This window comes from Variovorax sp. P5_A3 (genome assembly GCF_056400665.1).
In genome coordinates this window covers 1-14,843 of record NZ_JBFUKW010000045.1, presented here as the reverse complement: position 1 = coordinate 14,843, position 14,843 = coordinate 1, and the positions used below count along the sequence as shown (strand labels likewise).

General features: G+C 62.3%; 9 protein-coding genes and 3 pseudogenes. 6 read left to right on the top strand and 6 right to left on the bottom strand.

Annotation, left to right across the window (positions count from 1 at the left end; all coding sequences use genetic code 11):
* Positions 1-55: 55 nt before the first annotated feature.
* The gene (locus AC1D3B_RS34915; RefSeq protein WP_478195246.1) at positions 56-2,014 is read right to left on the bottom strand and encodes a hypothetical protein; all 1,959 of its coding nucleotides are present in this window, start codon (positions 2,012-2,014) and stop codon (positions 56-58) included.
* A gap of 80 nt (positions 2,015-2,094) precedes the next feature.
* On the opposite strand from AC1D3B_RS34915, the gene AC1D3B_RS34910 reads away from it, so the two are divergent.
* Positions 2,095-2,397, top strand: a complete 303-nt coding sequence (locus AC1D3B_RS34910) for a hypothetical protein (RefSeq protein WP_478195245.1) — start codon at positions 2,095-2,097, stop codon at positions 2,395-2,397.
* A 6-nt stretch (positions 2,398-2,403) separates the two neighbouring features.
* Here the strand turns inward: AC1D3B_RS34910 and AC1D3B_RS34905 are convergent.
* Positions 2,404-3,167, bottom strand: a protein-coding gene (locus AC1D3B_RS34905) for an IS5 family transposase (RefSeq protein WP_478195244.1) whose coding sequence is annotated in 2 segments (ribosomal slippage) — positions 2,404-2,852 and positions 2,852-3,167 — 765 coding nt in all. Because the reading frame shifts where the segments join, the coding sequence is not laid out codon by codon here.
* 296 nt (positions 3,168-3,463) lie between these two features.
* Between AC1D3B_RS34905 and AC1D3B_RS34900 the strand changes: the two are divergent.
* Positions 3,464-3,757: pseudogene (locus tag AC1D3B_RS34900) on the top strand (ISKra4 family transposase); the annotation flags it as partial.
* 71 nt (positions 3,758-3,828) lie between these two features.
* On the opposite strand, the gene AC1D3B_RS34895 reads toward AC1D3B_RS34900, so the two are convergent.
* The 3 genes from AC1D3B_RS34895 to AC1D3B_RS34885 form a co-directional block, all read right to left on the bottom strand.
* Positions 3,829-4,947, bottom strand: a complete 1,119-nt coding sequence (locus AC1D3B_RS34895; RefSeq protein ID WP_478195243.1) for an NAD(P)/FAD-dependent oxidoreductase — start codon at positions 4,945-4,947, stop codon at positions 3,829-3,831.
* Entirely contained in the window at positions 4,916-8,266 is a 3,351-nt protein-coding gene (locus AC1D3B_RS34890) for a LodA/GoxA family CTQ-dependent oxidase (RefSeq protein ID WP_478195242.1), read from the bottom strand. Before AC1D3B_RS34890 ends, AC1D3B_RS34895 begins: the two co-directional genes overlap by 32 nt.
* 366 nt (positions 8,267-8,632) lie before the next feature.
* Positions 8,633-9,190, bottom strand: coding sequence for an RICIN domain-containing protein (locus AC1D3B_RS34885; protein WP_478195241.1), 558 nt, complete (start codon positions 9,188-9,190; stop codon positions 8,633-8,635).
* 195 nt (positions 9,191-9,385) lie between these two features.
* On the opposite strand from AC1D3B_RS34885, the gene AC1D3B_RS34880 reads away from it, so the two are divergent.
* From AC1D3B_RS34880 to AC1D3B_RS34865, 4 genes and pseudogenes are all read left to right on the top strand, one after another.
* Positions 9,386-11,314 (top strand): hypothetical protein, encoded by a 1,929-nt coding sequence (locus AC1D3B_RS34880; protein WP_478195240.1) that lies wholly within the window; start codon positions 9,386-9,388, stop codon positions 11,312-11,314.
* Entirely contained in the window at positions 11,311-12,939 is a 1,629-nt protein-coding gene (locus tag AC1D3B_RS34875) for a toll/interleukin-1 receptor domain-containing protein (RefSeq protein WP_478195239.1), read from the top strand. The genes AC1D3B_RS34880 and AC1D3B_RS34875 overlap by 4 nt, the downstream gene beginning before the upstream one ends.
* Positions 12,940-13,097: 158 nt before the next feature.
* Positions 13,098-13,645: pseudogene (locus AC1D3B_RS34870) on the top strand (DUF4158 domain-containing protein); the annotation flags it as partial.
* A 215-nt stretch (positions 13,646-13,860) separates the two neighbouring features.
* Positions 13,861-14,091: pseudogene (locus AC1D3B_RS34865) on the top strand (Tn3 family transposase); the annotation flags it as partial.
* 26 nt (positions 14,092-14,117) lie between these two features.
* Here AC1D3B_RS34865 and AC1D3B_RS34860 read toward each other — a convergent pair.
* Positions 14,118-14,843: IS630 family transposase (locus tag AC1D3B_RS34860; RefSeq protein ID WP_478195238.1), on the bottom strand; the 726-nt coding region annotated here is incomplete at its 5' end.

Sequence of the window (14,843 nt, the reverse complement as noted above, 5' to 3'; positions counted from 1 at the left end):
GAAAGATCTATCCCGCCGCCCGGCGATCAATTTCGAACGTATCGCGTGACAGGTTCTAGCTCGAGGCGCTGTCGCTGACGAACTTACCTGCTTTCGCCGAAAGCGCTGACGGAGAACGAAGTACACCGGGAACGCGAAACACTACATGGTGGCGCGCCACTCGTGTCCCACTACTGGGGACGATTGCGTCGTACCAAATGCACTCCTCCAGGCTTGCGGGTGGCCCCTCACGATTCACGAGCTCTAGAACACCGAGCATCCCAAGCTTCACATTGGTACCCTGGTACGAGCCCGCTTGACCGAGGTACTGGCGAGCCACGTCCTCATTGACTATTCCGTGATGTCGCTTGAGTTCGATGATGAAACGATGTGTACCAAACCCGACGTAAATGTCGGCGCGTCCGGCCGCGACGCCTCCGACTTCCGTTCTCACATCCCCGCGCCGAAAATTTCCGGACAGCCACTCCCGAAGATCCGACTGGAACTGAAATTCCGTCGCGCTTGAATCCCGCAGGTACGCACCGCGCGTCCCCAACTCCTTGAGACCTGCGTCCTGGCGATCCTTGCAGAAAAGGACAACTTGAAGCACGAGCTCATCGAAATCGTCTCGGACTATGCCGTTGTAGTCTGAGCATTGGGCAAAGGCGACGCGAACATCAGAAAGAATACGTTGTACGACGGGATGAACGATGTGTTCGCTTCGTCGCGCACGATCGACGAGCAAGCCTTCCAGACGTTCGGCGAAGTCGGCTGGCATTTCCCCCACTCGTTGATCATCTTGGAGGACGCGCCGGAGTTGGGGGTACGGGGCGCCCTCCTTTGGTTTTCCCGACGGTGCAGCGCCTTTTACGAGTTCGTCGATACGCACGCGTAGCGTCCTAGAGGCCTCGCCATGCGCTTCCAGCCAGCCAGGCTCACACAGGAGATCGTCAAGGTGACTAAGGAGCCCGCGTTCACGGGCAAACGCAGCTTCGATGCGCGGTCTGAGTAATGCATCAAGACCTGCACCAGCGCAAATGGCCCGGTCTGCGTCGTAAACGTCCAGCAGTCGATCCATAACCGCCCAGGCGTTGAGCCAGCTTGGTCGCTCCAGATCTTTCGCAAGGCACTCGACGGTCCGAAGAAATCTTGCCCACTGAATGTCGCGATCCTGACGTGGCTTGAGCCACGAGGGGAGGACGCCCAATTGCAAGAGCCGAGTCCTGTCGGCTACCGCTGCCATCAAGGTTTCCAGGGGACCTCGCAATGCGACCGCGGCGGCACCCGTTGCAAATCCCCGTATCAGATCGATTGATGAGCAATATGCCGCAGCGTCAGCGCGATCCTCATCCGCTCGGCGCGCGTGCGAGAAGAATACTCGTGCGGTCTCCAGGCCTTCTAGTATTTTCGGGAGGGAGTCTCCTTCAAGCGCTTGGGCGAGATGGGCGAGACCCAACTCGAATGCTGCCTCGCCTTCTGCATCTTCGTTGGTGAGTAGTCGATCAAGCGCATGAAGCAGATCTTGCTCGCCCCAGATGTGAAATGCCGCACCCGTGAGCTTCGCAGCATGCTCTGCAAAGAGACCGCTTTTCTCTGGGCCCAACTCCGTCATCAATCCAAGCGTCTGATACTTGCTGATGGCACCCGACAGCGCGAGACGAAACATTGCTTCGAGGGCATAGGCCGCGACGAGTCCGTCTGCAACGCCTTGGCGTTCATTTACGCGCTGTGCCAGAACAGGCTGCAGCGCTTTACTGATCCGCATGCGGAGTGCATCGCTGTCCACAACGGCATTTGCAGCGTCTCGGAAAGGAAGCGCGTTGGAGCCCTCTCGAAATCCCCTCAGGACTAAGGCATCCAGAATCGATTCGTCCTTCGTATCGGCGGATGAGGCAAGTGAAACGAGCACGTCAAGGTATGGAGCCTTGACCAGAGCATCGGCTTCTGCAGCGATCGCGGCAGCACCGCCTAGTTGCGCGATGGTGAAGGCAGTACCAGAGCCAAGCCTCGCCTCAATCTCAGCAATGACCGACATGGATCGCTCCGCTTGGCGAACCCATTACCACAGGTACGCGCCTGCAGCGGCAACGCGAAATCCGGTCCGAGGCGGCTGAATTGGAAGAAAGTAGCGCGAACGTCACCACAGTTGGCCTGGACGGCGGCTACCTGCGGCTTTGCCACCCCGACGAGGAGAAGTCGTTCGAGGTCGTCGCCGGCCGCGCCATGCGCGCCGGCGTCGGTCAGCGCAGTGTGGCGTTCGTCCGAACGGTTGACGAACACTGTCACGAGCGGGTGAAACGTGTCCTGGGCGCTTTCGGCAGACAGGATTTGCCGATGGAGGTGTTCACCGACGGCAACATCCAGCTCCGCCAGTGGCAACTGTCGACGCTGCCCCGCGCGAGGCATATTCTGGACTAGGGCGTGTTAACACAAACGAAGTCCGTCGGCGATCAGCGCGAAGCTGATGAAGCCGATGAACATCACATCGAGTTTTTCGAAGCGAGAGAAGATCCGGCGGTAGCCTTTGAGGCGCCGAAAGAGGCGTTCGATCTCATTGCGACGTTTGTACATCGCTCGGTCGTACTCCCATGGCGTCATCCGGGTTTGCTTGGGCGGAACGACGGGAATGAAGCCCAGATCGAGTGCCAACTGCCGTGTTTCATTGCCCTCGTAGGCGCGATCCATGAGCAGGTGGAGAGGTCGGTCGGGTGCACCCAAGCTGCTCAGCAAAGCGCGTCCTGCGGGCGCGTCGTGCGCTTGGCCAGGTGAGAGGGAAAACGTTACGGCCGTTCGAGCATCCGCGGCAACCATATGAATCTTGGTGGTCCACCCGCCTCTAGATTGACCGATGGACTGGGGGCCGTTTTTTTTAACGCGCCAGTGCCATCGGGATGAACCTTCACGATAGTGCTGTCCAGCGACACCGCCTCGATCTTGATGCGCACGACCTGGGCCTGCTGAAGCTCGGCAAACACGCGATCCAGCACGCCGCTCTTGGACCACCGATTCATGCGCGTGTAGATGGTGTGCCAGTTGCCGAAGCGCTTGGGCAGGCCGCGCCACTTGCATCCGTGCTCTGCAACATAAAGGATCGCATTCAACACGTCAAAATTCGAGAGACTTACATTGCCGCGCTGCAGAGGCAGGCAGTGCTCGATCTGGGCGAATTGGGCTGGTGTGATCTCCATGCATGAAGTATCTCTCGTCATCCATGGTCAACTCAATTAGTGTTAACACGCCCTAGTACCACCTGCGACGACGGGTGGCCAAGCTCAACGCCGTCGTGCATGGTCGACCAACGGCCAGTCAGCGCAGATCCGCTGACCACGATTGGCTGTCGAGGCTGGCCGGCGGATTGAAGTGGCGGCTTTGGCATGGTCGAGCGCCGGAAGCCATGCGGCGCCTGGCCACGATGCGGGCAAGTCGACGGTGTGCCGCAAGCCGGCCGCGCGTCAGATTCGAAAGCTCACCCTCGAGTTGCTCGGCTACCTGCCTGCGCAACAACTCGGATTCGTTGCCCAACTACGGCCGGCGCTATCGGGCGGGGCGACGCATCTCCAGCGCCTTCGTGGAGTCGGCGGTGAACCAACTGATCGACAAGCGAATGTCGAAGTCGCAGCAAATGCGCTGGGATCCACGCAGCGCGCACTTGCTGCTGCAGGTGCGGGTGCGCGTCATCGACAGCCAACTCCGCGATGACTTCGCCCGCTGGTACCCGGGGCTTCCGTCCAACGCGGTGGCTTCTTGGAAGGTCAGCGGCCTGCTTGTGCACGAATGAGCAAAATCGACTTGATTTCGTGTCCATTCGATATACCTCCCGCCGTGAACGCACGAACCTGCGTGGGCTCATCAGCCCGCTCGCGCCCGCCAGAAGTCGTTGTCGGAAAAACGCTGTTCCCACGCGTAGATCTGGCCGCGCTGTTCGCGATAGTCTCTCGCGGCCGTGGCGACTTGGATCTCGTATGTCGAACTGTCACCGGACAGGACCACCTGGGCCGCCGCAACCGCGCTGCGCAATGCGAACGCGACGCCGCCCGAAGACAGCGGATCGACCGCCAGTGCAGCGTCTCCGACCGCGATCCAGTCGTGGCCCACAGACGGGCGCAGCTCGTGGCTGGCGCAACTCCTCACGCAGACCTCTCCTTGCGGGATGCCGAGTGCGAGCGCTCGCGTGTGATCGGTCCTTTCCAGTGCGTCACACCATCCGCTGTCGGTTGCGAGCTTTTCTGCGATCAAATGCCGGGCGTCAGTGAACAGCGCGATCAGCCGACGGTCTTCGGGCAATGGCGACACATACCACCAACCGGTGGGCACCGCCTCGATGAAGGTGTCGCCGGGTGGTTGCCCATCCACGGCAAAGACACGTGCCGCACACACGAGTTGGTCGAGTTGATCGCGTGAGGCGCCAAGGCCTCTCGCGATGCGGGCGGAACGCCCGGTGGCATCGATGACCGCACTCACGTGCACGGGTGTTTCCGCAGCGGGTGTTTGTGCGTCCACGCGAAGGCCGGTGCCGTGAAGGCTGACTGCACTGACATGGCAGCCACGTAACACCGTGGCCCCCGCCTCTTCGGCGGCGTCTGCCAGCATGCGATCAAAGCGCGCGCGGTCGACATGCCAGCCGTGGCCATGGGGGCTGAACAGGAAAGAGCGCTCGGCGGTCTCGCATCCCCCCCATGCGCTAGCCGTCTCGTGGGATGCCAGGGCGCCGAGTGCACTGAACCGGTCCCACAGTCCGAGTTCGCGCAGCAACGGATTCACCGAGGGCGGCAGCGTCTCGCCCAGGCGCAACGCGTCGTAGTGAGAACGCTCGTACAGCAGCACGCCCACGCCGGCGCGCGCCAGCTGCAACGCGATGACCGCGCCGGCGGGGCCGCCGCCGACGACTGCGACGTCGGAGGTGCGCTGCATCCCGCTCACGGGCGTGCACCCATGGTCATTGGCCACCGACGGTGCGGTGCAATTCATCGACGAGCCTGCGCACCTCGTCGGAGACCGGTCCCGAGGTGATGCGCGAAGGATTCGCCTCCTCGCCGCACAGAAGTTCCACGCACTTGAGGAAGTCGCGGGGATCGACGCCGAGTTCGCGCCATCGCTTGAGGGCCGCCTCGTTCTTCGAGAGTGTCAGCAACAGGCAGCGCAGGAACGCACAACGCCGGCGGCGCTCGTCTTCGATCACGTCGCCGAGGTCGCCCGGGCCTCCGCGCGGCGGGGCATCGCCCCCGCGCCACACGCCCACGGACAGCGTCCGCTCCCGGGTGAAGCGATGCCCGCGGTCGGTACGGCCGTCCGCCCGCATCCGGATCTGGTACTCCCCGGGCGCGGTGGTCGTGAAGCTGCCGACGAACTCATCGTTCTGCGGCTGCAGGTCGACGGTCACCATCGTGCCGCCCGGCCGGGTGACTTCCGCGCGCACGCGTGCGTCCACGGTGAAAGGGATGCCCGCCGTGCTAAGGCCGGCACTCAGCTTAACGGCTGCGCCGGGCGTGAAACCCGTCTGATGCGCAGCCGCGATGAAAGCGACATCCGACCAGGAGTGCACGATCACGGAGTAGCGCTGCCGGCCGGCCGCGACTGCGTTCGGCCCCAGATGCGACGCGATGCCCGGGTCGCCACCGCGGCCGTAGCCGAGGACCACATTCCAGGTTCCGGCGTGGCTGGGCCGGCCTGGGTCGATCAAGAGCGGCAGCGGGATCCGGTAGTAGGACACCCGCTCGGTCATGACGAATTGTCCGCCGCAGGCGCGCGCCGCGTTGGGGTCCACGAGCTGACCGTAGGGTGTCTCCAGGAGGAACTGCAGGGACTTGCGGTCCTGCGCCAGCAGGATCACGTCGGCCAGGTTGTCCTGATCGCAGACGACGAACGGGACACGCTGGATCTGCCGCCCGCTGATGAAGCCGACCGGGTCCAGTACCACTTCGGCATTGCTTACGCCGGCGAGGATCTGCAGGAAGTATTTCTTCAGCAAGAATTCGTTGTCGCCGCCGAGTGCGGCGCCCGTGATCAGCAGGTAGCCGCCGTGGTTGCCGCTGATCGTCTCCAGGGCCGCGGCGCTGGTATTGGCGGCCGTGCCGACGCCCACCGAGAACGTGTTCTCGTTGATCTGGCCGGCCACGTCGGCGATCCACCGGGCGCGGTTCTCGTTGCCGTCTGTCAGGACGACGAGGGATTGCGCCTGCGCGGTTGCGCCGGACAATGTTCCCCGTCCTTCGAAGATGCCGTCGCCGATGGAGGTGTTTCCTCCCGGATTCAAGCCTGCGCCGTTGATCAGGCCGTGCATGTTGGTCCGCGTGGCGTCAAACGGGTCTGCGGGATCGCCCAGCGCGGTGAGGCCTGCGAGGACCGAGGCGTTGTCGTCGAACGCGGTGAGGGACAGCGCATCGCCAGGCAGCATGACGTCGACGAGGGTGTTGGCAGCGTCGCGCACGCTTTGTGACTTGGTGCCCAGGCCGTCGCCGCGGTCCTCGCCCATTGATCCTGATTTGTCGAGCACGAGCGCCGCGGCCGCTGTCTTGCGTGGCACCGCGTTGGCACTGATGGGTATGGTCCAGGTCTGACCCGTCTGCGCGCAGGTGACGGTGACGCTGTCGTTGACGCTGTGGGCGTCGTTGGGCGCTGCGTAGATGATCCACAGACGAGCCGTGGCCGTCCCGCCGCCGGTGGGTGGCTGGATGTAGGGCGACGCGGTGTAGCGCGTGAGACTGGGGTCTGCAGGTGCGGTGAAGCTCAATGTCACCTGCACCGTCGCGCTGATCTCGAACACGATCGCTCGCGCCGTCTTGCGGGTGGTGCCCATCGGCCCTTGGGGCACATCGTGGAACGTCAACGCGGGCGTCACGAGGCTTACCCACGTATCTGCGCTGTCGCAGCGGTCGGTCTCCACCAGGTCGTTGCCCTGCCGAGTGACGAAGCCCATCCTGTTCCACTGGCCGGCGACGAAGGCGGTGCGATCGGTGGCCAGGCGGTTCCACGCCTTGGTGCCCTGCCCGGCGACCGTGACCTGGTTCGGTCGCGGCACCGGCCACCAATAGTCGGCGCAGGCGAGGAAGTCCGACTGCCACGGCACGGCCATGCTCTGCGTGACCTCGCCGGCTGATACGACGGTGTGGTCGATGCGAAACGACGGCACGCCGTTGACCATCACCACTGGCAGGAAGCGGGTGACGTCGTGCAGGAACGCCCCGGCCTCGATCCCGGGGAAAAGCGCCCCGCCGACGCAGTTCTCGAGGGCCGACTTGTCCAGACCGTCGGGGGTGATCGCGAGGTCGGGTGGCGGGTTCCGTCCCCAGGCACTGCTCCAGTCGTTGTTGATGGTGCCCGCGGCCCATTTCTGCATGATGGCTATCTGGCTGTCGGTCAGCTTCAGGTCCATGGCGCCTGATACGGATCTCAGCTGCGGCATGTGTGAGCTGTTGGTCGCGAGAAGCCGATTGACAAGTCCGGCAGAGCCTGCCACCGGGTGGGTGAATCCGTGGTGGCCAATGCCCGCCGAGTTGACCGCCGCGATGTCGATCGCGCCCTGCAGGATCGGGTAGATGTCGTGGACATAGGACGGCACAGCCGGCACCTGCAGCTGGCCGGCCGTGACGAAGTCGTCGAACAGCAGGTCCCACAGACGAAATACGTTGTCGATCGGCGGCGCGAACTTTGGCGGCGCGACGATCACCCAGGCGCCGGCGGCGGTAAAGGTCTGGCCAGCGATGGTGACCGTCGCGGTGACCGGGCCGTCCGACACGTCGTCATGCCACTCGTCGCTGTCGGCAAACCCTCCCAAGGCGTGATTGGAGGGCGATCCGGAACTGCCGAAGCCACCGAAAACCAGTAGCCGGCCTTCGTCGTCGGTGTGGATCTCGCCGAGCGCGACGGACTTGGCCGGTTGGTTCTTGACCTTGAAGCTGCCGCTGTCGAACACCTGCCGGCCGTCGGGCCCGCCGAGCGTTCGTGCTCCCGGATCGATGATCAGAGCGTCGCGATCGGCACCGGTATAGCTGGCGTTGCGCAGACCTCCATTGGGAAAACCTGGCGCAACGGCCTTGCGATTGACGAGATGGACGGTCCACAGGATGGTCGCGTCGGCGGCGGTCAGTTCGACTGGCACGCCGTTGTCGTAGCCGAAGACGCGAAAGCGCGCGGCTTGGCGTTTGATGCGGCACTGCGGATCCTTGTAGCCGCCGGAGGGTGCGGCACGGTCCCAGCGGCGCTCGGGCCCGATAAAGAATTCTGAGTCGCTGTTGCCCACCCGCGCGACGCCGATCGCGGGGTGGATGCGCACTTCGGTGATGGCCATTGGAGTTTCCTTCGACAAGCCCGAGGGCTTACCTACGGATTCTGAAGTTTGCGATTGCGCTCCGCGTCATCCGGCTTGATGACGGTCGGATCCCATGCGCCAAGCGAGCACTCTAAAAGCGTCGGAATTCCCTGCAAAACAAGAACTACAGTGAACGACTGGTGGCGCAGCTTGCAGGCTGCACCTTTCGGCGTCCGCTGGGCGTGATAGACATCAAGACCCGGCGAGGTCGGCCTCCGTTGACAGGCCTATCGCATGCACGCAGTATGATTCGATCACGCGGGTGGGGCTTGATGTTGCAATATGCCGTGAGAATGGTGGCCAACCCGTGAATATCACAGTCAATTGACGTTCGTCCGTTGTTTGCTACTCGGGGGCGATCTTCCAGAGTTGACAAGAGCCTCCGTCATAGTCGGATCCGGGATTCATGCTGACGAGTTCCTTGCAATAGGACGCGTCGAGGTATTGGCTGCCATGCCGCAGCTGCAATCGTGACCAGCCGTTGGCATTGCCCGCTTTGCGCCAAGCTTGACATGCGCCTCCTTCATAGTCCGACATTCCGCTCAGTCCTACCTTCGCCGAGCAGTGGTCGGCGTCGAGGAACTTGTTTGTTCCGGCGGCCTTAAGTCTGTACCATCCCTGGCCTTGCGGAATCATCTGCCACAATTGGCACGGATCGCCACGGCGCCCGCCGGAGCGAAGGACCACCTGCCTGCCACAGCCGTGGTCCAGGTATCGGCCGCCATTCTTGAGAAGAAGTCGATAGAGCTGCGGCCCGCTCCGTCCGCCTCCCGCTCCGCCGGCTCGCAACTCCGACGTCGTCGAGCCAACATCTTCGTCATCCGCCTTTGCGACCGGAGCGGTGAGCACAGATGCGACAAGAACAGCCGAGGCTATGTGGGTCGTCTTGATTGAAATATTCATGCTGGTCTCGATGCACGGCGAGGAGTTGGCGATGTGAAGTTCACCTTTCGCACCCCTGACGTCGTTTGCGCCAGAGATCGTGCTGCCGAGCTCAGCCCCGGTCAATAGCCGGTACGCCATAGGCTCTTTATGAGAGTCGAGTGCGACAGCCAGGACGCTATGCTAGCCGGGTCGGAACTTGATCCGGGCTTAACTATGCGCGCAACCATTCTGGCCTTCGGATTGGTCTGCATCCTCCTGCATTCGGCTGCGGCCCAGAGCCCGAACGAGATGCGCGTGACTCGCCTTGCGCACAATGGCGTTGCCGTTGATGAGATCTCGGATCCGGTCCTCCTTGTCGTGCGACCGCCCATAGGCAGTCCAACCCATCGTCTGGCTGTCAAGGATCCGGTGTCGGCAGGCACGCGTATCGAAACCGGCGCCGGAGTAACGTTGGTTCTCAAGCGAGAGTTGCCCAGACTGGAGATCTCCATGGAGGCGGGCACGCGATTGACCGTGCTTCAGAATTCGGAGAACGCTGCGCGCGCCGAAGTTGACCAAGGCAGAGCTGGCTTTAGCCTGCTCGGCCGGCTCGACTTCTACTTCGGTGTCGGCAGCTTTCAAAGGGTCTTTGCGGTCGCGAAAGGCACTCTGTTTGATGTCTCTGCAACACCCTCGTGCGTTGATGCCGCGGGCTCACCGTGCGTTTCAATTGCTCTGCGCGAGGGTCGCCTCGAACTGGAAACGCGCAGGGCCGTGTTGATTGATGGCACCGATCAATCAACTGATGCAACGATGGCTGGCTTGCGCGCGCCTTCGAGTGGTGAGGACGAGACTGTCGGGGTGTTTGAATCGATGACCGCGGGCAACCAACGGACGTTCCTGCTGGACCCCTCCCGTTTCGCGCTACGCTTCAACAACTGGGCAGAAGCCAATAATCATTTCGCCGTGGAACTTGAGAGTGCGCGGGCGACAAACGACCCAAGGATTCTCGTTCGGGCTTTGCGCAATAGTTCGGTCATTCTGCGATTGGGGGACCAGGCCGCCAAAGCGGCCGAACTGTCTGCAGAGGGACTTCGGATCGCCAGTGCCGTGGACGATCGGCTATGGGAATTCCGCTTCCTGATCGATCTGGGCTTTGAAACTTGGCAGCAGAACCGCGATCGATCTGCGCTGGCGTATTTTGAGCGGGCGTTCGACATGACGGACGTCACCGACTCGCTGCTGCCAAGGGCCGATCTGGCTGCGCTCTATGGCCGCTACGGCGGCATCCGCTTCGACGCGCGCGACCGTGCAAAGCCGGCAGCCGATGTTGACGCGGCGGAGTCCTTCATGCAGCGTGCCTTGGCCTTGCGGATGTCCGCGGCCGATGGGCGCCCGACGCTTGACCTGGCGTGGAGCCACTTTGGGCTCGGCGTTCTGTTACGCATTGCGCGCGGCGACTATGCCGAAGCCGACATGCACCTCACGAGAGCGGTTGCGCTACGCCGCGAAATCCTCGACTCCCGCGACGACATCGTCACCGCACAAATGTTGGCGGACGAGGCACTGGGCAAGGAACAACTCGCCTACCGACGGTTTAAGGATTTAACGATATCGCGCGATGAATTTGCCACCGACATGATGCAGGTCCACGCGATCTTCGAAGAAAGTTTGGGCATGCTGTCCCGGCTCTTTCCGGGTGGGGAAAATCGCTCGATCGGCGCCGTCGCCCGGCGGATGGCGGACTTTCAGATGAGGCTCGGAGACTGGCTGGGTGAGCAAGGCATGCGCGAGGAAGCACAGATCGAATACCAGTCCGCGAGGAGCAACTACAAACACGCACTGACCTCGTTCGCAAACGTGTCGGGCAACGTCTCCGCGGAGCAGCGCTTTGCCTACCTGGGATTGGGAAAGACGGAGCTGTTACTGGGCCAGCCCAAAGAGGCGTTGGCCACATTGGCGCGTGCAAATGAACTGGCGATGCGGGAGCGCTGCGCGTCCGCGCCTGAAGCGCCGTCGCCGACGTGGGTCGAAGACCTGCTTCGACGCCTAGCGACTGCGGCCGAACTAAACGGTGATCTTTCGGCGGCAGCCGCTTACATTCGACAGGTCGGCCCCCCGCTTACATTGCCAGCGTGCGGCGATGCGGAGGCGCCACGGTGAAATCGCTTCTATGGAAATGGGTCACCTTCGTGGTACTCCTAAGCGTCACGATGCTCCTTGCCCGCGATTGGCATCCGATCGAATACTGGATCTTTGCGAGGGTTTTCATGCCGGCGCAGGTGGAGGCCGATCCACGTGTGATCTTGCTCGAACTGCCTGATATCAATCCGGACAACGCATCAACCAAGGCGCTCCGTGCACTTCTAGGCAGCACGCTCGAGACGCTGGCGAGTCGCACGCCGCCGCCTGACCGTGTGGCCGTAGACATAGCGGTCATGGAGGACGGCGAATCAATCGCCGCGATTTCGAGCGGTGTCGAGTCGCTTCTGAAGGCTGGCGTGAAAGTCTACTTCGCCATGCACGCAGATCCAGCAGCAGGCACTCTAGCGCATGAGATTTACCAGAATTCCCGGCTGAGTGGCGTGGGCCATACGGAACTTCGACAAGGAGCAGGACTTGTTTTTTCTCGATCAGTGCTCGTTCAGCCCGACACTGGCAAAGAGTTCGCCTATCTACCCACCTTGATCGCGGATTTGAATGCATGGGTCCTCCCCGCTTATCAGGTGATCGGCGTTCCGAGAACACGGTCTGGACCGCTTGGCGTCCCGCTTGATGCGGACATGGATCGGGTGCCGAAAAACGTGGAGGGTCGCCTCGTGATCGTCGCCAGCTCCGCGCGAGAGTGTCGACAGCTTCATCCTGGGGACGTTGTCGGCCAATGTTCTGAGGCGGCGGCGAACCGCGAGTGGAGCGGCCCGGAGTTGCTGGTGTGGTCGCTCTCCGACCTTCTGCGCCTCCGCGCGCATGGAAAGAGTGCTGTGCAGCCGATAGATCAGGGCGGGTGGATTTTGGTTGCAGCCTTGTGTTTGGCTGCGATCAGCCTGGTGCTCCACTTGCTCGGGGTTCGCATTGCGGGCCGAATCTGGTCGCCGACCAGCTTGCTCTACCGCCTCTGGATTGTCGACTCCGGCGCGGCGCTTGCGATGATCGCGTCGCTCGCCCTCGGCGAATGGCTGCTAGTACGACTAGGGTGGGTACTTCCGCCCCTATTCCCAGCGCTGGCCGGATTGGTTGCACTCTTGTTGTGCCACATGCATACGCGAGAAAACCTGGCAACGATCCTCACGGCACTTACCCGCCGCGCAACTGCTGAATCATTTAAGTCCGACTTCGACGTCTTCATCAGCTACTCGCACGCACCGAGCAATGCGGTCTGGGTTGAGCGTGAGATCGTCGAGCCACTTCGAAGCATGACACTGTCAAACGGCAAGACCTTACGCGTGTTCTTCGACAAGAGCAGCATCAACGTTGGCCAGAATTGGTTTCGCCGCATTAATCTCAGCATCCTGGGAAGCAGGTGCTTTCTGTGCGTCTGGTCCGATGACTATATGGAGCGAGACTATTGCCGCTGGGAACTGGACTACGCGTTTCCGCTCGCCGCACGTCGCGATTTTCTATTTCTACCGGTTGCCCATTTGTCTGATGGTGTGAGCCCCGGACCTGCATACGCTACTTACCTGCAGACTCGGCAGTACCTCGACGCTGCTTCGCATCCACGGTTCCAGGATGCTCTTCTCAATGAATTGCGGACTCACTTTGATATGAGAACGGCCGTCGTCGCTTAAGCAACGCTTTGAGGGGTCCCCTCGTTTTCCGTGCACTCAGTGACGGTTCGCAACGCCAGCAACGGCGCTGGGGCTGGGTCGCAAGTCATTGATTATCTTGATGTTGCTGTTCACTTTTCACCGGCGTATCGTCCCTGCCCCACTGACGGAGGCGCGCGATGCAAGGCTGGCAGACGACATACTTGGGCATGCGCGAACTTCCGCGCGACATCAGCAGTTTCGAGCTGCAGGCGTTCTTCACCTTCAGCCAGGCCGAACGTGAACTGATCGGCGCGTGCCGCGGCGAATCTCTCAAGCTCGGGCTGGCATTGCACATCGGATTCCTGCGCATGTGCGGCCGTGTGCTCGACGCCTTTCGGATCGTTCCGCCTGCGCTGTGGCGCCATCTGGGCAATGAGTTGGGTGTCGATGCTCCCGAGATCGCTTCGCTACGCGCCTTGTACCTTGTACGGGCGAGGCCGCACCCTATTCGACCACCAGCAAGTAGCCTGCGAAGCCCTTGGATTCCGGTGGATGACCGAGCACTAGCGCCGCGCTCTCGTTCGGTCGATGAGTGACGAGGTCGCCCGGTGCGCCGATCGTGAGCAACTGGTTGTCTTTGCCCGACGTTGGCTGTACGAGCATCGACTTCTGATCGTCCACGATCGGGCCATCCGCGCCTTGATTGCCACCGCCCTCGCCCGTTTCGAGGCCGAGACGTCGGCGTCCATTCGCAGCGTGGTGCCATCTGACACCCCGGAGCAATGGGGCCGAATGATCGCGCAGCCACACGCCACCGGCGTGACTACCCATCAAAGCTGGGTGTGGGCGGCGCCCGCTCGGCACTCGACGCGCCAGATGCGAGGTGCTTGAACGGATCAATTGGCTTCGGAGCCTTGACGTCCACAAGTACCTGGGCGCCCTGCCCGACCTCATCGTGCGGCCAGGCGGGTGGACGAGATGCAGGCCGTGGCCGACGCGTTGAGTCTGCTCGCCAACATCGTGATGGCATGGAACACGGCACAGATGCAGGCAGTGCTCGATCGCTGGGCCCATCGACGTCAGGTTGTGCCGCCCGAACTCATTGGGCGGATCGCCCCCACACGGCTGGAGAGCATCAATCTGCGCGGCATCTTTCGATTCCCCATCGAGCGGTATTCCGCTCAGCTCCTACTGTGGCGCGCCACTCAGATATGTACTTATCTTTTGCCCCTCGCCAGCACGGCCTTGGCGCGCGTGACTTTGACCAGGATGTCGGTCGCGCTGGCGGTCCAGATGAAGGGCTTGGGATTGGCGTTGTGATGCTCTACATAGAGATCGATCGCCAATTCGAGTTCAGGCACGCTCGTGAAGCTGTCGCGCCGGATGCGGTTCTCCGAGATGTCGCGGAAGAAGCGCTCGACCATGTTCAGCCACGACGCGCTGGTGGGCGTGAAGTGCATGACGAAGCGCGGGTGCTTGGCGAGCCAGGCCTGCACGTCGGGATGCGTGTGCGTGCCGTAGTTGTCCACGATCAGGTGCAGCTGCAGGTGCCTGGGCGTCTTGCACTGGATCAGGCGCAGGAACTGCAGCCACTGCGCGTGCCGGTGTCGCTGCTGGCACATCGAGATCACGGTGCCGTCCAGGGTGTTCAAGGCAGCGAACAGCGTGGTCGTGCCATGGCGCTTGTAATCGCGCGTGACGGTGCCGGCGCGGCCTTTCTTCATCGGCAAGCCCGGCTGAGTGCGGTTGAGCGCCTGGATCTGACTTTTTTCGTCGCAGCTGAGCACCAGGGCGCGCTCGGGAGGATTGAGGTACAGCCCCACGACATCCAGCAGCTTGTCCTCGAAGCGCGGGTCACGCGAGAGCTTGAAGCTGCTCTGGCGATGCGGCTTCAGGCCGTTGCGCTTCCTGTCAAGGGCAACCGAATTCTCCCCAGTGGGGGG